At 65.7% G+C, this 16,977-nt stretch carries 19 protein-coding genes and 1 pseudogene; 12 read left to right on the top strand and 8 right to left on the bottom strand.

What is annotated here, in order from left to right; translation table 11 throughout:
- Position 1: 1 nt before the first annotated feature.
- Positions 2-928 (bottom strand): arginase, encoded by a 927-nt coding sequence (gene rocF / locus CG51_RS09900; protein ID WP_035744463.1) that lies wholly within the window; start codon positions 926-928, stop codon positions 2-4.
- 119 nt (positions 929-1,047) lie between these two features.
- On the opposite strand from rocF, the gene CG51_RS09895 reads away from it, so the two are divergent.
- A complete protein-coding gene (locus tag CG51_RS09895; RefSeq protein WP_035744586.1) occupies positions 1,048-1,482 on the top strand; it encodes an Lrp/AsnC family transcriptional regulator in 435 nt (144 codons plus the stop codon).
- A 38-nt stretch (positions 1,483-1,520) separates the two neighbouring features.
- Here the strand turns inward: CG51_RS09895 and CG51_RS09890 are convergent, their stop codons facing one another.
- Positions 1,521-2,399 carry a universal stress protein gene (locus tag CG51_RS09890; protein ID WP_035744460.1) on the bottom strand — a complete coding sequence of 293 codons (879 nt, stop codon included), beginning with the start codon at positions 2,397-2,399 and terminating at the stop codon, positions 1,521-1,523.
- Complete coding sequence (locus CG51_RS09885; RefSeq protein WP_051930375.1) at positions 2,396-3,889, bottom strand: amino acid permease; 1,494 nt, start codon at positions 3,887-3,889, stop codon at positions 2,396-2,398. Before CG51_RS09885 ends, CG51_RS09890 begins: the two co-directional genes overlap by 4 nt.
- A gap of 435 nt (positions 3,890-4,324) precedes the next feature.
- Here CG51_RS09885 and CG51_RS09880 point away from each other — a divergent pair, with 435 nt between their 5' ends.
- Genes CG51_RS09880 through CG51_RS09870 form a run of 3 tightly spaced genes read left to right on the top strand, consistent with a single transcriptional unit; the run spans position 4,325 to position 6,871 of the window.
- Positions 4,325-5,428 carry a methionine ABC transporter ATP-binding protein gene (locus CG51_RS09880; RefSeq protein WP_051930373.1) on the top strand — a complete coding sequence of 368 codons (1,104 nt, stop codon included), beginning with the start codon at positions 4,325-4,327 and terminating at the stop codon, positions 5,426-5,428.
- A complete protein-coding gene (locus CG51_RS09875; RefSeq protein ID WP_035744457.1) occupies positions 5,397-6,071 on the top strand; it encodes a methionine ABC transporter permease in 675 nt (224 codons plus the stop codon). Before CG51_RS09880 ends, CG51_RS09875 begins: the two co-directional genes overlap by 32 nt.
- 23 nt (positions 6,072-6,094) lie before the next feature.
- Complete coding sequence (locus CG51_RS09870) at positions 6,095-6,871, top strand: MetQ/NlpA family ABC transporter substrate-binding protein (protein WP_035744455.1); 777 nt, start codon at positions 6,095-6,097, stop codon at positions 6,869-6,871.
- A 445-nt stretch (positions 6,872-7,316) separates the two neighbouring features.
- Here CG51_RS09870 and CG51_RS21120 read toward each other — a convergent pair whose 3' ends face one another.
- Genes CG51_RS21120 through CG51_RS09855 form a run of 3 tightly spaced genes read right to left on the bottom strand, consistent with a single transcriptional unit; the run spans position 7,317 to position 8,111 of the window.
- On the bottom strand, positions 7,317-7,415 hold the full coding sequence (locus CG51_RS21120) for a hypothetical protein (RefSeq protein ID WP_416171697.1): 99 nt from the start codon (positions 7,413-7,415) through the stop codon (positions 7,317-7,319).
- Entirely contained in the window at positions 7,375-7,677 is a 303-nt protein-coding gene (locus tag CG51_RS20725) for a hypothetical protein (RefSeq protein WP_143412884.1), read from the bottom strand. The genes CG51_RS21120 and CG51_RS20725 overlap by 41 nt, the downstream gene beginning before the upstream one ends.
- Positions 7,678-7,679: 2 nt before the next feature.
- On the bottom strand, positions 7,680-8,111 hold the full coding sequence (locus tag CG51_RS09855; RefSeq protein ID WP_269845389.1) for an LPD3 domain-containing protein: 432 nt from the start codon (positions 8,109-8,111) through the stop codon (positions 7,680-7,682).
- A gap of 168 nt (positions 8,112-8,279) precedes the next feature.
- Between CG51_RS09855 and CG51_RS20035 the strand changes: the two genes are divergently transcribed.
- Complete coding sequence (locus tag CG51_RS20035) at positions 8,280-8,843, top strand: AAA family ATPase (protein WP_156961339.1); 564 nt, start codon at positions 8,280-8,282, stop codon at positions 8,841-8,843.
- 21 nt (positions 8,844-8,864) lie between these two features.
- Here the strand turns inward: CG51_RS20035 and CG51_RS19130 are convergent, their stop codons facing one another.
- Positions 8,865-9,935: a siderophore-interacting protein gene (locus tag CG51_RS19130; RefSeq protein ID WP_051930370.1), complete on the bottom strand. Its 1,071-nt coding sequence runs from the start codon at positions 9,933-9,935 to the stop codon at positions 8,865-8,867.
- Positions 9,936-10,279: 344 nt separating this feature from the next.
- Here CG51_RS19130 and CG51_RS09845 point away from each other — a divergent pair, with 344 nt between their 5' ends.
- The 3 genes from CG51_RS09845 to CG51_RS20030 are packed head-to-tail and all read left to right on the top strand — an operon-like array spanning position 10,280 to position 12,515.
- Positions 10,280-11,215 carry a sulfurtransferase gene (locus CG51_RS09845; protein ID WP_035744578.1) on the top strand — a complete coding sequence of 312 codons (936 nt, stop codon included), beginning with the start codon at positions 10,280-10,282 and terminating at the stop codon, positions 11,213-11,215.
- Entirely contained in the window at positions 11,215-12,354 is a 1,140-nt protein-coding gene (locus tag CG51_RS09840) for a YeeE/YedE family protein (RefSeq protein WP_035744448.1), read from the top strand. The genes CG51_RS09845 and CG51_RS09840 overlap by 1 nt, the downstream gene beginning before the upstream one ends.
- Positions 12,351-12,515, top strand: a complete 165-nt coding sequence (locus CG51_RS20030; RefSeq protein WP_156961338.1) for a hypothetical protein — start codon at positions 12,351-12,353, stop codon at positions 12,513-12,515. Before CG51_RS09840 ends, CG51_RS20030 begins: the two co-directional genes overlap by 4 nt.
- Before the next feature lie 42 nt (positions 12,516-12,557).
- On the opposite strand, the gene CG51_RS09835 is transcribed toward CG51_RS20030, so the two are convergent.
- Positions 12,558-13,031: a YbaK/EbsC family protein gene (locus CG51_RS09835; RefSeq protein WP_035744446.1), complete on the bottom strand. Its 474-nt coding sequence runs from the start codon at positions 13,029-13,031 to the stop codon at positions 12,558-12,560.
- A gap of 157 nt (positions 13,032-13,188) precedes the next feature.
- Between CG51_RS09835 and panB the strand changes: the two genes are divergently transcribed.
- The 4 genes and pseudogenes from panB to CG51_RS19525 form a co-directional block, all read left to right on the top strand.
- A complete protein-coding gene (gene panB, locus CG51_RS09830; protein ID WP_051930368.1) occupies positions 13,189-14,079 on the top strand; it encodes a 3-methyl-2-oxobutanoate hydroxymethyltransferase in 891 nt (296 codons plus the stop codon).
- A 235-nt stretch (positions 14,080-14,314) separates the two neighbouring features.
- Positions 14,315-15,190, top strand: coding sequence for a pantoate--beta-alanine ligase (gene panC / locus CG51_RS09825; RefSeq protein WP_035744445.1), 876 nt, complete (start codon positions 14,315-14,317; stop codon positions 15,188-15,190).
- 157 nt (positions 15,191-15,347) lie between these two features.
- Positions 15,348-16,403, top strand: a complete 1,056-nt coding sequence (locus CG51_RS09820; protein WP_084695133.1) for a linear amide C-N hydrolase — start codon at positions 15,348-15,350, stop codon at positions 16,401-16,403.
- 328 nt (positions 16,404-16,731) lie between these two features.
- Positions 16,732-16,977: pseudogene (locus tag CG51_RS19525) on the top strand (hypothetical protein); the annotation flags it as partial.

The following is a 16,977-nucleotide window of genomic DNA, read 5'->3' as shown; positions in this document are numbered from 1 at the left end:
ATCATCCGAAACTGCGGGTCGGGCGGTCGAAGACTTTCCGACCCATGAGGCTGGCGACGAGATCGACCATCAGCCGCGCCGTGCGGCCCCGGTCATCAAGAAAAGGATTGAGTTCGACGAGATCGAGCGAGGTCACGAGGCCCGATTCATGCAACAGCTCCATGGCGAGATGCGCCTCACGGAATGTCGCGCCGCCGGGAACCGTGGTGCCGACCGCGGGTGCTATGGAAGGGTCGAGGAAATCGACATCGAGCGAGACATGGAGCAGCCCGTTTTCCGCCCGGACGCGGTCCAGAAACTCGGAAAGTGGCGCCACAATACCCCGCTCGTCCAACACCCGCATATCGTTGATCGCGATATCATGCCGAAGCAGGGCGGCATGTTCCGCGGGATCGACAGAGCGGATGCCGAACAGGCAGATCCGCTCCGCCGGAATGGGCGCCGGGAACGGCGGGAACGGCCCGAACCCGTCACGTCCGGCGATATAGGCCACCGGCGTGCCGTGGAGATTGCCCGACTCGGTCGTCTCCAGGGTGTGAAAGTCCGAATGCGCATCCAGCCACAACAGAAACAGCGGCCGCCCCGCCGCTTTCGCATGGGCGGCGACCCCTGCGACGGATCCAAGCGCGAGCGAATGGTCACCCCCCATCACGATGGGAAAGCCTTCCCCCATAGCATCCTCCACCGCGGCGGAAAGCGCGGCGGTCCAGGCGATTGTCTCGGGCAGGGAATGCACGGCGGCATTGGCCACGCTCACCGGCGCCGGCGCCGCGGGAACGACATCGCCGCGATCCACCACGCTCCGGCCCAGATCCTCCAGCGTCCGGGATATGCCCGCGACGCGATAGGCCGCCGGCCCCATCAGGCAACCGGCGTTCTTCTGTCCGCTGTCGATAGGCGCTCCGATCAGGATGCAGGGTTTGGCCACGAGCAGTCTCCTTTCGCTTTTCGGTATATGGTGGCGGAATGATGGCAGTTTCTGCTATAAATTTGCGCGAAATGAACGCACAATCGCCCATATTGCGCATAATGATCGCCAGTATGGACATGGATGATATCGACCAGCATATCCTTTCGGCGCTCCGGCGCGACGGGCGGGCCTCGCATTCGGAGATTGCGGGGGCGCTTAACCTGTCCCGCGCGACGGTAAGGGCACGGATCGACCGCATGGTGGCGCGGGGCGATATCGCCGGTTTCACGGTGCTCACGCGGGCCGATGTCACACAGGCGCCTGTCCGCGGCCTCATGCTCATCGGGATCGAGGGGCGTGGCGCGGATCGGATCACGCGGCGTCTCCTCGGCATGGCGGAAGTGCAGGCCGTCCACTCCACCAACGGGCGCTGGGACATCGTGGCGGAGATCGGCACAGAGACGCTGGCCGAACTGGATGAGGTCATCGCCCGTATCCGCCGTATCGAGGGCGTGACCACCAGCGAAACCAACCTGCTGCTCTCCACGCACCGTCCGCAGAGTTCGCGCTGACGGGAGGGCCGTCAGGAAAGGCAAATCGCCAGCGCCCCTCACGCGATCCAGCGCGGCAACACCACTCTCGGCACAGGGGCGAGGCGCACCAGCCGCCCCGAATTCGACCCGATGAACACCTTCAGCAGCGGCCCATACACGCTCGACCCGATAACCAGCAGTTCCGTCTCCTCCCAGCCCACGTCGTCCAGCGCCTCCTGCCAGCCCGCCCCGCGCCCGATCCGCGTCTCCAGCGGCACGGGCGATGTCCAGCGCTCCCGGATCGCCGCGTGAAGTGCCTCAGCATGGCGGCGTAATTCCCCGCTGACGAGGTGCTCCGCGTGATAGCCCGCCCCCGTGGGATACATCTGGTTCGCCCGCGTCACGAAGGTCAGCACACGGAGCGGGAGTGACAACGCCGCAGCCACCACCCCCGCCCGCTCAGCGATCGAATGGGCAGCCTCCGTCGCCGGCACGGCACAACTCACACGCCGAAGTGCGACGCCCGGTGCAAGGCCGCCCCGCGGGGCCAGCGCGACAGGAACGCTCGCCCCGTGCAGCACCTCCGTCGCCGTCGGACCCTCCGCGAACCGTCCCGGCGGAGCGGAGGCGGCAGACCCCAACACCACGTAATCCGCTCCGACGTCCCCCGCCGTGGCCAGCAGGCCCTTGGCAGCGGAGGGAGCAGTTCGCGTGACGAATTCCGCTTCCAGCCCCACGGGGAGAAGTGCCCGCGCCGTCTCCTGTGTGCGGTCTGCATGTTCCCGCAGGAAGCGGGCATATTCGTAATCCACACGCGCCGGTGACGGTGTGGTCCACCCCTCCGCCGCGATGGTGCACACAACCATCCGTCCGCCGGAGGCCTGCGTCATGGCTGCAGCCAGCCCCAGCGCCTCGCGCCCGCCATCGTCAGCGGACAAGCCAACGAGAAGCATCATTGCCCCGCTCCCCCGCTGCCCGGTCCTTCGCCGCTCCTCTCCTGCTCCGCGCGTTCCAGCCGCGAGTGGCGCGCGGCATAGGTAAAGTAGAAGATCGCCGCCAGGGTGCCCCAGATCGCCGTCAGCTCGAAAACGATCCGGGAGAGGTTGGCGATGAGGTAGAGACAGCAGCAGATGGACAGTATCGGAAGCGCTGGAAAGAACGGCACCCGGAAGCCGCGCGGCGCATCCGGATTACGGTAGCGAAGGAGGATGACACCGAAGGACACGACCGTGAAAGCGATGAGCGTGCCCATGCTCGTCATGTCCCAGAGAACTGCCGCTGGCACGAAAGCCGCGACCATTGCCACCAGCGTCGCCACGATGAATGTGTTCGCAACCGGTGTCATGGTGCGTGGGTCGACGCGGTGAAAGATCGGCGGCAGCATCCCGTCCCGCGACATGGCAAAGAGAATGCGGGTCTGACCATAGAGCACGATCAGTGTTACCGAAAAGACGGAGATCACCGCCCCGGCCGCCAGCACGATGGCCGGAATGCGCGATCCGGTGATGTTCTGCAGGATGAGCGCCAACCCGGCCTCCTGCCCCTCGAACTGATCGGGCGGCTGCGCCCCGATCGCCGTGAAGGCAACGAGCACGTAGAAGGTGATCACGATCAGCAAGGCGCAGATGATGGCCAGCGGCAGGTTCCGGCGCGGGTTCTCCACCTCCTCCCCCGCTGTGGAAACGGCATCAAGCCCCACAAAGGTGAAGAAGATCGAGCCTGCGGCGGCGCTGATCCCGGTGAAACCATGCGGTGCGAACGGGGTCATGTTGTCGGAATTGAACGCAGTCAGCGCGATAGCGATGAAAAGCACCAGTACGCCAAGCTTTATGACCACCATGATCGCGTTGAGCCTTGCCGATTCCTTGGCCCCGCGGACGAGCAGCAAGGCGCAGAGAAACACCAGCACCGCAGCGGGCAGGTTAATAAGCCCCTCGCCGCCGAAGTGCAGGTCATACCCGTCAGCTACCAGCGGCGCCGACAGCATCCAGCGCGGCAGCTCGTGACCGGTGACGTTCCAGATCAGGTTGTGGAGATACTCGCTCCATCCCACCGATACCGCGGATGCGGAGATGCCGTATTCCAGCACCAAACAGGCGGCCACGAGAAAGGCTGGCCCCTCGCCGAGTGTCGCGTACGCATAGGAATAGGACGAGCCCGACACCGGTATCATCGAACTCATCTCGGCATAGCAGAGCGCCGTCATCCCCGCGGTGACGCCCGCCAGCAGGAAGGAGATCAGTACGGCAGGCCCAGCGACCGGCACCTGCTCGCTCAGCACGAAGAAAATCCCGGTGCCGATGGTCGCTCCCACCCCGAACATGATGAGCTGAAAGAGCGTGATGGACCGCCCGAGATGTTCGGACCCTGTCTTTTCGCCGTCGATGGTCGGGTCGATGCTTTTCGTCCGGGTCAGTCGCCGGAGCAGGGGCACGGATGCGGCCATGCTGTGTCAGTCCCTCGTCAGCGCCGCGCTCTGCGGCTTTTCTTGGAAAGAGTAACTTCTGTTGGAGGATAGCGCGCGCTGCCGCGCCTGCGACAATTCATTCGCATTCCCGCCCCCAGAGACATTGCCTCGACGGCCGGGACATCGCATCTGCTTTTTAAACCGTTCCTCTCGGCTCCGGCAGCGCTCTGAGCGAATGGTAAAAAACGATGACGTTTGTCACTTCCCGTCACGCGGCGAACATTGTTTCGCGTACCTTGGTACCGTCGCAACAGGGGCCGGGTGGGCGCCGGTCAAAGCAGCCCTTTCTCCCCACCACGTATTGTTCCCCGACCGCACCCGCCATTGCAGCGGGCGGGGATAGGCACTATCCCCCGCCCACCGAGCCGCAGCACCCAACGCGGCCGGACTGTCTGCAGCCCGAAGGAACTGGCGATGAAACCGATTGAGCGACCGACAGACGGCACGACAGCGGCAGGCGCCGCCATCGTGTTCGATGCGGTCGGCAAGGCCTATGCCAAGCGCGGCAGCGGCAGCGTCACCGCGCTGGAAGACGTAAGCCTGACCGTCGCGCCGGGTGACATCACCGGCATCATCGGCCGCTCGGGAGCGGGGAAATCGACACTTCTGCGCATGGTCAACGGGCTGGAACGCCCGACGACGGGCCGGGTGCTGGTTGGCGGGCGAGACGTGGGCGCGGCCAGCAATGCCGAACTGCGCCAGATTCGGCGCGAAGTTGGCATGATCTTCCAGCACTTCAACCTGCTCGCCTCCCGCACGGTGTTCGACAATATCGCCCTGCCGCTGGAGATCGCCGGAACCCGTCCCGCAGAGATCGCGCCGCGGGTGAACGAGCTGATCGACCTCGTTGGCCTCGGGGACCAGCGGAGCCGCTATCCCGCCGAACTCTCGGGCGGGCAGAAGCAGCGGGTGGGCATCGCCCGTGCCCTGGCCACCCGTCCGAAGGTGCTGCTGTCGGACGAGGCGACCTCCGCCCTCGACCCGGAGACGACGCGCACGGTGCTGGCGCTGCTCTCGGACATCAACCGGGAACTGGGCCTGACGATCCTGCTCATCACCCATGAGATGGCCGTGGTGCGCGATATCGCGAGCCATGTGGCCGTGCTCGACAAGGGCCGCCTCGTGGAGACGGGAGAAACCTATGCCGTCTTCTCCCGCCCCGCCCACGCCACGACGCGCTCCTTCCTGACCGGCATCACCGGGGTCGCCCTTCCCCGTTTCATCGCCGACCGCATCCGGCCCGACGCCGGAGCCGGCGCTGCGGAGGAGGTGCTGCAGATCACCTTCACCGGCAGCCACGCGACGGACCCGATGCTCGCCCGCCTCACGGTGGAACTCGGTGTGCCGGTGAACATCCTCGCCGGCGCGATCGAGGAGATCGGCCCGCATCCTTTCGGCAGCCTCATCGTCTCCGTTCCGGCGGAGCGGGGGGAGGCATCGCGCGGCTTTCTTGAATCCCACGGACTACTGACGGAGGTGCTGGGCTATGTCTCCCGTGCTGATCAACCTTCTCTATGAGTCCACGCTGGAGACGCTCTACATGGTGGCGATGTCCACCGTGTTCGGCACGCTCGCCGGCCTGCCGCTCGGCGTCTTCCTCGCCACGTCGCGGCGGGGGGAGATCCTTGCCGCCCCCGCAGTAAACGGGGTGCTGGGACTCATCGTCAACGCGACCCGCTCGGTGCCGTTCATCATCCTCGTCGTCGCGATCATCCCCTTCACCCGCGCGCTCGTCGGCACATCCATCGGCACCACCGCGGCCATCGTGCCGCTGACGATCGCCGCCGTGCCCTTCATCGCACGGCTGGTGGAGACGGCGATCCGCGAGATAGACAGCGGCCTGATCGAAGCCGCCCGTGCCATGGGCGCGACCCCGCTCCAGATCATCCGCAAGGTGCTGATCCCGGAGGCACTGCCGGGGATCACGCTCGGCCTCACGCTCGCCGTGGTCAGCCTCATCGGCTATTCGGCCATGGTGGGCGCGGTCGGCGGCAAGGGGTTGGGGGATCTGGGCATCCGCTACGGATATCAGCGCTTCATGCCTGAAGTGATGCTGATCGTCGTCATCATCCTGATCGTGCTCGTACAGCTCGTGCAGACGGTGGGGGAGCTCATCGCTGCCCGTCTCGACAAACGCGCCGCAAAGAATCGCGGTCGCTGATTTCACACGCAAGAGGTATTCCCATGCTGCGTCTCACAACCTTCGTCTCCGCCCTCGCGCTTTCGGCGGTCGCCGCCTTCGCCACCGACATCAAGGTCGGCGTGTCTCCGGGCGAACATGCCGAGATCATGGAGGAAGTCGCAAAGGTCGCGAAGCCCAAGGGGCTGAACATCGAAGTGGTCGAATTCTCTGACTACGTCGTGCCGAACCAGGCGCTGGCCGATGGCGACCTGAACGCGAACTCGTTCCAGCACCAGCCCTATCTCGACAACCAGATCAAGGACCGCGGTTTCGATCTTGTCTCGGTCGCCAAGACGATCACCACGCCCATGGGCATCTATTCCAGCAAGCTGAAATCGCTGGATGAGCTGAAGGACGGCGCGAAGATCGCCATCCCGAACGATCCTACCAACGGCGGGCGGGCGCTCCTGCTGCTTCAGGATCTGGGGCTGCTGAAGCTGGCGGATGGCACCGGCCTTGTGCCGACGGTGCTCGACGTGACCGAGAACCCCAAGAAGTTCACCTTCCTCGAACTGGATGCGGCGCAGCTTCCCCGCTCGCTGCCCGACGCGGACGCGTCGATCATCAACACGAACTACGCGCTGGCTGCTGGGCTGAACCCCAAGACCGACACGATCGCGCGGGAAAAGGCCGAAAGCCCCTATGCCAATGTCATCGTGGTCCGCCGCGCCGATGAGCATGCAGACTGGCTGCCCACGCTGATCGAGGCGTATCACTCGCCCGAGATCAAGACCTTCATCGAGGAGAAATACCACGGCTCGGTCATCACCGCCTGGTAATTCCCTCCCGGTTTCCTGCAGGAAATCTTCTCTGCCGGGGGCATGATGCCCCCGGTGCACACGGCCCCTGCCCTTCTGAACCCCATCGCGCCTCTCGGCTAAGGCTATCCCCCCGATGCACGGAGCGGATCGCCCCCCGCGTGCTCGGGGCTCGGCTCACAGCTTCCATCCGCCCTGTGGCACCGACCCGGTCTCCTGCAGCGGACACGGGGACCTCTGGCGTCCGGGGCCAGCTTGCTCTCCCCCGCCGCCCGAAACCCGTTCGGACATACGGACATGGTCGGCCGCGCGGCGGCTATCCCTCTTTGCGGGTCGTTGAGACGCTTGCGATTCTCGGCGGATGAGCGCCCGCTCACGAGCAACAGCTTCTCCGCCTCCGAAAACAGAGGCTCGAGGGGGCACAAGGGATCCACAGCCGCGATAGGGAACTCGTGCATGAGGTCCGTCATCCTGACGTTCCCGCACCGTCCTTGCCAATCTCCTTGCGCCACGCCTGCGCGGTCTTATCCACTTCCGCGTGCCAGTCGTTGCGAACCGCGTCCATCTCCTCCTTCAGCCGCAGGTATTTCCCGGCGGAATGGATGCCATGGATGCCCGGTGCCAAGCTCCGTGAACAGCGGGCGTCCCGGCACCAGAGCCAGCAAGTTCCAGTTGCCGCCCATGGCATTCGTGATGGCCCGCTGGATGATGCCGCGCTCGTTTTCTCCCTTCGGCGCGATGTCGAGCTTGTCGATCCGGTCCTTGACAGCGTTGGTGAACCGGCTTTCCTTGGCTCTCCCGTTGAAATTCTCAGGAAGGAAGTCCACGTTCAACTCGGCGGGGTGTCTTCTAAACCGTAACTCTGGCTCCGGTCAGTGGCCGAGGTTCGAGAGAACTTAGCCCCGTCACCCCAATCCTTCGAAATATCGTAGTGGAACCGACCTTGGGCGGTTTTGCGGACTTTGACGATCACATCCTTCTCGGCGCCATCGAGAAGGACGCGCGCCGCGAAGGTATGCCATGCCTCCACCAGTTTCTCCCGCCCCTTGGTGTCCTGCTCCGTTCTGATCAGCATCCCCTTTTCGAGGATCTCCTTTATCGCGGGAACGATGCGATAGAGGTCTGGCCCCTGCCGTCCACCGATATTCTTCGCACCTCGGGTCTGAAACCCGATGGTCCAGCCGGTATCCGCGTTCACCACCTCCGTCCCGACAAGGTGGTCCCGATACCACACCCGGGCTTTCCGCTCGAGGTGCCGGATGTCATCCCACTCCCGGAGTTCGTTGCCGGTGAGGCTGGCGACAGGTGCGCGATCAAAGACCGTGCTCTGGGATTTTCGCCCCTGCCCCGCCCGCCAACCTTAACCAACCTATGCAGTCGCATCCGCAGATCACTGCGAAGCGCTGATATCGGATAGGTAATCGCAAATGTGCGCTCGGCAGGAACCCAATCTCCGACCTGCCGACCTGCCGACCTGCCGACCTGCCGACCTGCCGACCTGCCGACCTGCCGACCTGCCGACCTGCCGACCTGCCGACCTGCCGACCTGCCGACCTGCCGACCTGCCGACCTGCCGACCTGCCGACCTGCCGACCTGCCGACCTGCCGACCTGCCGACCTGCCGACCTGCCGACCTGCCGACCTGCCGACCTGCCGACCTGCCGACCTGCCGACCTGCCGACCTGCCGACCTGCCGACCTGCCGACCTGCCGACCTGCCGACCTGCCGACCTGCCGACCTGCCGACCTGCCGACCTGCCGACCTGCCGACCTGCCGACCTGCCGACCTGCCGACCTGCCGACCTGCCGACCTGCCGACCTGCCGACCTGCCGACCTGCCGACCTGCCGACCTGCCGACCTGCCGACCTGCCGACCTGCCGACCTGCCGACCTGCCGACCTGCCGACCTGCCGACCTGCCGACCTGCCGACCTGCCGACCTGCCGACCTGCCGACCTGCCGACCTGCCGACGATGCGGCTCCCGCATACTGTAGGCCTGCGCAAGAGGAAATGCCTTAGACCCGTTGGCCGCGCGGGCGCCATTTCGCCCCGGCGGGGAAGTCGCGCGCGGGGTTGGTGTTGCCTGCGCTGACACCTCGCTGCCAGAGGTCGTGCACCTCCCCGGCCACCTGTGGATGTTCCGCCAGCCACAGACGGATCTCCTGCGCGGCGCCCGCTTCGGCGCCCGCCCAGAGCACGCCGCTGTCAGCCGCCTCGCGAAGCGCGGGGAGCAGCGCCGCAACCTGCCGGATCTGCACAGCTTGCGGGGCGTTCTCCAGCGGCGGGCCTTCGCCCTCCAGCAGCACCACGCCACGCGCATCCGGGCGCAGCACCTCCAGTAGCCGCTGGATCACCGGACGTGCGGCGGCATCGCCCGCCAACGTCACGTTCTCCGCCGCGCGGAGCGCGGGAACCGCAGGCTCTGTCTCCGGGCCGGAGAGGCCGCAGCGGTCACCCTTGCGCGCCCAGCGGGCCCATTCAGCACCAGCCCCGCCGCCTTCGTGCAACAGGATGTCCAACTCGATGACGCCCGCATCCGGCTCAACGCTGCGGATCGCATGACGGCGGACAGCCGGGCGCCAGGCCGGATCCACCGGCAACGGCAGCCCGTCAGGTCCTGCCTTGGGCCAGCGCGGCGCCATGCCCTCGGGCGGGAAATGGAACCGCCCGTAGGGAGCCTCCGGATCGGCGAAACGCGCGAGATCGCTGCCGGTCAACGTAAAGCGCCGCCAGTCCCCAAGCCGCGCCACCCCGGCGACGGTCATCTCGCGGAAGTCCGCGTAGAGCGTGCCTACCTCCGCCGCGCCGGTCCATCGGATCACCGGATGCTCCGTCACGCAGAATTCCAGCAGGTGAGAGGCGATGAAATCCACCATCTCCTCCATTCCCGAGCGGTCCGGTGCGCGCGCCTCCACCTCCACCCCATCGGTTGCGGGCCGGAACAGGGCCTCTCCCATGGAAAGCCGCGCGCGGAGCGCCTCCCCCTGCCGCTCAAGCGTCACGTCCTGCTCCCGCAGGTGCCCGGCGAGCGCCTCGATAAGCGGCAGGGGGTCGGAGAGCGGCACATGGGCGGTCGCGGTGAACATGGCATTTCCTTTCCGTCGGGCGGGTGGTCCCCGGACAGCGAATGCGCAACCCCGGAAGGCTCCCGGATATTGAGATAGGCATACAAGAGCCGGAAAACCACGGTCATGAAGGTTCCGCATAACGGCAAGAAAGGACAATCTGATACTGTTGATGGGCTTTCCGGTAGAATTTCCGCAGTCACCGTGAGACAGTGGAACCTTCTTCCGCTCAAGGCGGCTCTGGGCGGCTCCTGTCCGCTCCACACCCGCGCCCCCCGCGATCCACCGGTCTTGCCAAGCCGCGCCGCCGCGCAGACATGGGTATCAAGGCAGCTGCCATCCCAACCCATCAGCGGAATGACGCCATGAAACTGTTTTCCCTCACCGCTCTCGCTGCGATCGGCTGGGCGGCGATCGTCTCGGCCGGGACGCCGGCCTTCGGCCCGCTCGTCACGCCCGCCGAACTGAACACGGCCCTCACCGGGTCCGATGCGCCCACGGTGCTCGACATAAGGGAGGCCGCTACCTACGGGCAGGGGCATATTCCCGGCGCGATCTCCGCCCCCTATGCGCTGTTCCGCGGACCGGCGGACAATCCCGGCCAGCTCGTGCCGGAGGACGTGCTGCAAGAGCGCTTCCGCGCGCTGGGTCTGAAAAAGGACCATCCCGTGGTGGTCGTGCATCAGGGCAAGGACGACAGCGATTTCGGCGCCGCCGCGCGCGTGTACTGGACACTGAAATCCTCTGGCATCAGCCCGCTTGCCATCCTGAACGGCGGACAGGGCGCGTGGGCGGCGGAAGGGCTACCGCTGGAGACGCGCGCCAACACGCCCACCCCCTCCGACGTCGAAATCACCTTCTCCCACCGCTGGCTCGCCGATACGCAGGATGTCGCCGCCATCGTTGACGGCAAGGAAAGCGCCCGTCTCATCGACGCACGCCCGTCCGCGTTCTTCAAGGGCGACCAGGCGCATCCGCAGATGACCCGACCGGGCACCCTGCCCGGGGCGGAGAACGTGTCGCATTCCGTCTGGTTCGACGGTCCAACGACCGTGACCAACCCCGCAGGCGCGGAAGCCGTGCTTGAGAAGCTCGGCCTGAAGCGGGACGAGGAGATCGTGGCGTTCTGCAACACCGGGCACTGGGCCGCGACGGACTGGTTCGCGCTGTCCGAACTCGCGGGGCTTCCCGATGTGAAGCTCTATCCCGACAGCATGGTCGGCTGGTCGCAGGGTGGCGGCGCGATGGAGAACACGCCCGGCCTCCTCCAGAACCTGCTGAACCAGATCCGGTCGAAGTGATGGCCCTCGCCTCCGGCCATCTCGCAGGCGCGTCCTCCCCCGCCGGGGAAGGGGCGAAGCGCCTTCTGCTCATCCTCGCCGCACTGGCGGCGGTCTTTGCCGTGTCGCTGTTTGCGGGCGCGCGATACGGGCTGCTGCTTGCCATCGGGCTGGGCTTCGGCATCACGCTCGAAGGTCTGCACTTCGGCTTTGCCGGGCCGTGGCGCGCCATGATCCTGCGGCGGGAGCCTGCGGGCCTTCTGGCGCAACTGCTGGCCATAGGCCTTGTTGCCGTCGTCGCCTTCCCGCTCCTGCAATCCCATCCGGGAGAGATTGGCGGGGCGGAAGCGCCCGTCGGTTGGGCGATGATCGGCGGGGCCTTCGTCTTTGGCGCGGCGATGCAGGTGATCCTCGGCTGCGGCTCGGGAACGCTCGTCAATGCCGGCAGCGGCAACGCGGTGAGCCTCGTGGCCCTGCCCTTCTTCTGTCTCGGCAGCTTCTTCGGGGCGGCGCATCTGCTGTGGTGGACCGATCTCGGCGCGCTGCCCATCATCGTGCTCCACGGGACAGGCGGACTAATGGTGACGCTGGGCCTGCTCGCCGCCGTGGCGCTGCTGGTCTTTCTCATCGGCAAGCCCGGCACGCGCGGGCTGCCGCCCCGTCTGATCGTCGCAGCCCTCCTGCTGGCGGCTCTGGCCGTGGCCAACCTCGTCGTCGCGGGCCAGCCCTGGGGCGTGGTCTACGGCCTCGGCCTCTGGGCGGCGAAAGGGGCGGTCGCCCTCGGCGCGGACCTGTCGGGCAACGGCTTCTGGGGTGCACCGGGAAATGCGGCGCGGCTTCAGGCAAGCATTCTGACCGATGTCACCTCGCTCACCAATATCGGCATCATCCTCGGCGCGTTTCTGGTGGCCGCATGGCGCAGGCACGGCCTTTCGCAGCCGCTGCCGAAACTGCCCGCCCGGGCCTGGGGTGCGGCTGTCGTGGCAGGGCTGCTGCTCGGCTATTCCTCCCGCCTTGCCTTCGGCTGCAACGTGGGGGCCTTCTTCTCGGGCATCTCGACGGGGAGCCTGCACGGCTGGGCATGGTTCGCGGCAGGGTTCGCGGGATCCTGCCTGGGTGTGAAACTGAGGCCCCTCGTCGGGCTGGAGGCCCGCAGATGACCCGCCGTCTCACCGCTGGCATCGTCATCGCCCTGCTTGCCGGGCTGCTGTTCTTCGACCATGCGACCGCCGCGCTGAACCCCTACAAGGCGCCGCCCGTCATCGCGCTCGGCTCTGGCGTAGCAGCGACGGGGGGCTTCTGCGGCGCGCTTCCGCAATAGCAGCGCGCCGCCGTAAGGATCACGCCATCGTCCTCCTGGCGATCACTCGGCGATAAGGGGACGCGCCGTCGCCTCCGCCACCCTCAAGGCGTCGGCATAGGCCAGCGCCACCATCAGCCCCCGCCGGCCACCGTTTATCACCACCTCCTCCGCCTCCGCCGTCTCCTCGAACGCGACCGGCACGGGGCGCTTCTGGCCGAAGGGGCTGATCCCGCCGGTGTGAAAGCCGGTCATCCGCTCCGCCTTCTCCGGCGGCATCATATGGGCGGATTTCCCCCCGAACGCCGCCGCCACCCTCTTCATCGACAGGCTCCTGTCCGAAGGTATGACGGCGCAGGCGGGCCTGCCGTCCACCTCCACCATCAACGTTTTCAGAACCCGCCCGGGCGGCACACCGATGGCTTCCGCGGCATGCAGGCCGATCCGGTCCTGCCCTGCGACGTAGTCATATTCGATCATGCGAAAGGCGACCCCTGCACGTTTCAGCGCCTGCGTCGCGGGGGTGGCTGTGCTCATCGTCTTCTCCGTTCTGCGGGCGGAGCCTAGCGCGCGGCGCAAGGCCGGAAAAGCCGTCACAGATCCCCTCTCCCGTTCGCATCCACAGAAAATCCTTGCCATCTCGCTGAACTTGGGGAGGATGCGCGCCAAATACGACGCCTTCCGGGGGGAGAGGATGAGCGCCACACCACAGACACCCGCACCGTATGGCGCCCGCCGCCTGACGCCGAGCGACATCCGCGCCCGCAAGGGCGGTACGCCCGTTGTCTGCCTCACCGCCTATACCACTCCCATGGCCCGTCTGGTGGACAGGGAGGCCGATCTCATCCTTGTCGGTGACAGCGTGGGCATGGTGCTCCATGGCATGCCTTCCACCCTTGGCGTCACGATGGAGATGATGATCCTGCACGGGCAGGCGGTGGCGCGCGGGGTGGAGCGGGCGGCGCTGGTGGTGGACATGCCCTTCGGGAGCTACGAAGAAACCCCCGCGCAGGCCTTCCGCAACGCCGCTCGCCTCATGGCGGAAACCGGCGCACAGGCGGTGAAGCTGGAGGGCGGTCTCCACATGGCAGAAACCGTCGCATTCCTGACGGCGCGCGGCATCCCGGTGATGGGCCACGTCGGCCTGACGCCGCAGTCCGTCAACGCTCTGGGCGGATACCGCGTGCAGGGCCGCGGCGGGGATGCGGCCCGCGTCCGCGCCGATGCCGCCGCCCTGGCGGAGGCCGGGGCCTTTGCCGTGGTGCTGGAGAAGGTGCCCGGCACCTTGGCCGACGCGATCACGGCAGAGATCGCCGTTCCCACCATCGGCATAGGAGCCAGCGCGGGCTGCGACGGGCAGGTGCTGGTGATCGACGACATGCTGGGTCTGTTCGGCGATTTCCGCCCGAAGTTCGTCCGCCGCTACGCCGAGCTTGGGGAGAGCGCCGCGGAGGCGATCGCGCAATACGCAGCCGATGTGCAGTCGCGCCGCTTTCCCGCGCCGGAACACGTCTTCGCCAGCGAGGCTCCCGGCACGGGCGGATTAACAGGCAGGTCAACGGCCCCAGGCAAGGCCGGGTCATGATCCCCGCCCTGACATGCCGCGCGACGCCTCCCACCGGGCGGCAAGCCAGGCCAATTCGCTGTCGCCCCGCAATATCTGTCCCGCCCCCCCACGTTTCACACGACGGGCCGGCGGTGTTGCGCGCCGCGCCTCGCCCTGCACGGCACTCGGGGGAGAGGACGCCCTGCCCGATCCGTGGAAACCGCAACAACGCTGCCGCGACCGGTGTTTACCCCCGCTCCGCAAAGGTTCGTCCATGACCATCCTCCGCCGCACCGCCGATCTCCGTCCCCGCGTTGCGGGCTGGCGCCGCTCGGGAGAGACGGTGGCCGTAATCCCGACCATGGGCGCATTGCATGACGGGCACCTGAGCCTCGTCCGAGCCGCCAAGGCGATGTGCGAGCGGGTTATCGTCACGATCTTCGTCAATCCCCGGCAGTTCAACAGCCCGGAAGACTACGCGAAATACCCCCGGACGGAGGAGGCGGACGCCGCCCTTCTCGCCCCCTACGGCGTGGACGTGGTCTTCGTGCCGGAGGTGGAGGAAATGTATCCGCCGGGTTTCGCCACGACCGTGTCCGTCACCGGTGTCACCGAACCGCTGGAGGGCGCGCATCGCCCTGGCCATTTCGACGGCGTGGCGACGGTCGTGACCAAGCTCCTCACCATGACCGGGGCCGACCGCGCCTTCTTCGGAGAGAAGGACTGGCAACAGCTTCTCCTCGTCCGGCGGCTGGTGGCGGATCTGAACCTGCCGGTGGAGATCGTGGGCTGCCCCACCGTGCGGGAGGCCGACGCCCTCGCCCTCTCCTCCCGCAACCTCCGTCTTTCGTCCCAGGAACGCCAGATCGCCTCCGCCCTCCCGGATGCGCTCGCCGCCGTTGCTCAGGCGGTGGAAGCGGGCGCCCCCGCTGCTCCTGCGCTGGAGGACGCGCGAAAGCGCCTCGTCGCCGCGGGGTTCGGGGAGATCGAATATCTTGAGCTACGCGATGCGGAAACACTCGGAGAAGCCCGCCCGGGGACTCCCGCGCGGCTTCTCGTCGCCGCCTGGGCGGGGAATGTCCGCCTCATCGACAACATGCCGGTCACGCTTCCAGTCCCTCTGAACCAACTAAACATCCGGCAGGCATGAGACCCGGCGAACCAGCATCATCGCCTGCAGGTGATTGCTGAGGTGTCTGGAACTTTGCTCCGCGGGGCAACGTTGTTCTCGGTCACGATGCTTGGATGTCGCTCCTTATCGCCTCTCACCCCGAACTCCCTAAACACATATATCTAGGAGATTCAGGATGTTGAAAAGGATTTTGGGTTCATTAGCCCTTGTTGGGCTTACGACGGTGCCGCTGGCATCTGGACCAGCCCAAGCCTGTTCGCGCGTATTGTGGAATGGCAATCCGGGACAAGTCTATGTGGGGCGAACCCAAGATTGGACTGAGAAGGTTGACAGCAAGTTTCACAAATTTCCACGCGGCCTGGTCCGTAATGGCCTCACGCCACAAAACCCGCTGCAATGGACGTCCAAATACGGGAGTTTCGTGATCACCGGTTATGATCTCGGCACGCATGAGGGCGTGAACGAGAAGGGACTAAGCGGCCATTTGCTGTTTCTGGCCGACGAAGCCTCCGATTTCGGCGAGCGCGACACCTCGCGTCCAGGCCTCAATATTGCGATGTGGCTGCAATATTATCTCGATAATTTCGCCACTGTCCAAGAGGCGGTTGACGCCATAGAGCGTGACGACATCCAGATCGCGCCTATCGTCTTTCCGAACGGCAAGCAATCCCTGCTGCATCTATCTCTGGAGGATGAATCGGGTGATTCCGCGGTGGTCGAATATGTTGGCGGACACGCCAAGGTCTATCACGACCGCCGTTTCATCGTGATGACCAACGAGCCCACATATGACAAGCAGATCGCCAATCTGAAACAATATCGCTCATTCGGCGGGGACAAGGCGTTGCCGGGCGAACGTACGCCAGCGGACCGCTTCGTCCGTGCAGCCTACTACGTCACGGCTCTCCCGCCGGCGCCCAATCCGGAAACGGCGGTCGCCTATCTGTTTAGCGTTATCCGTAACGTCTCGGTGCCGTTCGGCGCACCGGATCCAAACCGACCGAATGTGGCTGGTACTGTTTTCCGCTCGGTTATTGATTTCAGTGATCAGCGATATTTCTTTGAAAGCACTTATGCGCCGAATGTCGTTTGGGTAGACTACGGAAAGCTCGACTATAGCGAGGGCAAGCCTGAGGAAGGACTTGCTGTCGAGCAACAAATATTCTCCCTCAGCGGGAATGTGACAAGCAAGGTCGAGCCGGTTCCAACCTTTGATTTTGGCAAAAGCTAAAAGAGGTATAGCGTGGTTGGTACGCGGTGATATCACGGTGCTGAACTGACCGTCGTCATAGCAGGTAAATGCTTGCCGCGTAGGCAGATTCGTTTTCTGGATGCGCTTTGATTTGCCCTCCGGCATGACAGTGCCGATCCCCCCGATCGGCCACTCTGCGTTATCCGAACGCAGATTTACGTAGCGCTGGAACATCCCGCACAGGAATACTGGTCGGGCAAAGGTGAAAGGTCATGGCGAAGGGCCGCCGAGCACCTTATCGAAGCCCTATCTGTTTGCTCCCCCCGGTTTGATGGTGCGATTCTTTCTTTGGAATGGAAGGAGGCGCATGGGACAAGTTCGTCACGGCAGCGCCACGACCACGCACGCCGTCAGAGCAGCAATAAGGAGGGCCAGCCCGCCATCGGTCCGAGGGCAGGCCCGAATGATCGCAAGCTTCGGTCGCGCAGCTGAGCCGTGAACTGGGCATCAATCCCGAGACCGTTGCGAAGTGGCGCAAGCGCGCGACGGTCGAGGATAGGAAGACCGGGCCGTCGGAGCAGCACTCGACGATCCTGACGGAGGCCGAGGAGGC

This window comes from Haematobacter missouriensis (assembly GCF_000740775.1).
In the GTDB taxonomy this organism is placed as follows: domain Bacteria; phylum Pseudomonadota; class Alphaproteobacteria; order Rhodobacterales; family Rhodobacteraceae; genus Haematobacter; species Haematobacter missouriensis.
The sequence above is the reverse complement of the archived record's forward strand: the minus strand, read 5'-3'. Positions and strand labels throughout refer to the sequence as shown.

Coding starts and splice junctions, on each gene's coding strand:
- CG51_RS09895 (WP_035744586.1), top strand. CDS start 1,048: ATGGATGATATCGACCAGCATATCCTTTCGGCGCTCCGGCGCGACGGG.
- CG51_RS09890 (WP_035744460.1), bottom strand. CDS start 2,399: ATGATGCTTCTCGTTGGCTTGTCCGCTGACGATGGCGGGCGCGAGGCG.
- CG51_RS09885 (WP_051930375.1), bottom strand. CDS start 3,889: ATGGCCGCATCCGTGCCCCTGCTCCGGCGACTGACCCGGACGAAAAGC.
- CG51_RS09880 (WP_051930373.1), top strand. CDS start 4,325: ATGAAACCGATTGAGCGACCGACAGACGGCACGACAGCGGCAGGCGCC.
- CG51_RS09875 (WP_035744457.1), top strand. CDS start 5,397: ATGTCTCCCGTGCTGATCAACCTTCTCTATGAGTCCACGCTGGAGACG.
- CG51_RS09870 (WP_035744455.1), top strand. CDS start 6,095: ATGCTGCGTCTCACAACCTTCGTCTCCGCCCTCGCGCTTTCGGCGGTC.
- CG51_RS21120 (WP_416171697.1), bottom strand. CDS start 7,415: ATGGACGCGGTTCGCAACGACTGGCACGCGGAAGTGGATAAGACCGCG.
- CG51_RS19130 (WP_051930370.1), bottom strand. CDS start 9,935: ATGTTCACCGCGACCGCCCATGTGCCGCTCTCCGACCCCCTGCCGCTT.
- CG51_RS09845 (WP_035744578.1), top strand. CDS start 10,280: ATGAAACTGTTTTCCCTCACCGCTCTCGCTGCGATCGGCTGGGCGGCG.
- CG51_RS09840 (WP_035744448.1), top strand. CDS start 11,215: ATGGCCCTCGCCTCCGGCCATCTCGCAGGCGCGTCCTCCCCCGCCGGG.
- CG51_RS20030 (WP_156961338.1), top strand. CDS start 12,351: ATGACCCGCCGTCTCACCGCTGGCATCGTCATCGCCCTGCTTGCCGGG.
- CG51_RS09835 (WP_035744446.1), bottom strand. CDS start 13,031: ATGAGCACAGCCACCCCCGCGACGCAGGCGCTGAAACGTGCAGGGGTC.
- panB (WP_051930368.1), top strand. CDS start 13,189: ATGAGCGCCACACCACAGACACCCGCACCGTATGGCGCCCGCCGCCTG.
- panC (WP_035744445.1), top strand. CDS start 14,315: ATGACCATCCTCCGCCGCACCGCCGATCTCCGTCCCCGCGTTGCGGGC.
- CG51_RS09820 (WP_084695133.1), top strand. CDS start 15,348: ATGTTGAAAAGGATTTTGGGTTCATTAGCCCTTGTTGGGCTTACGACG.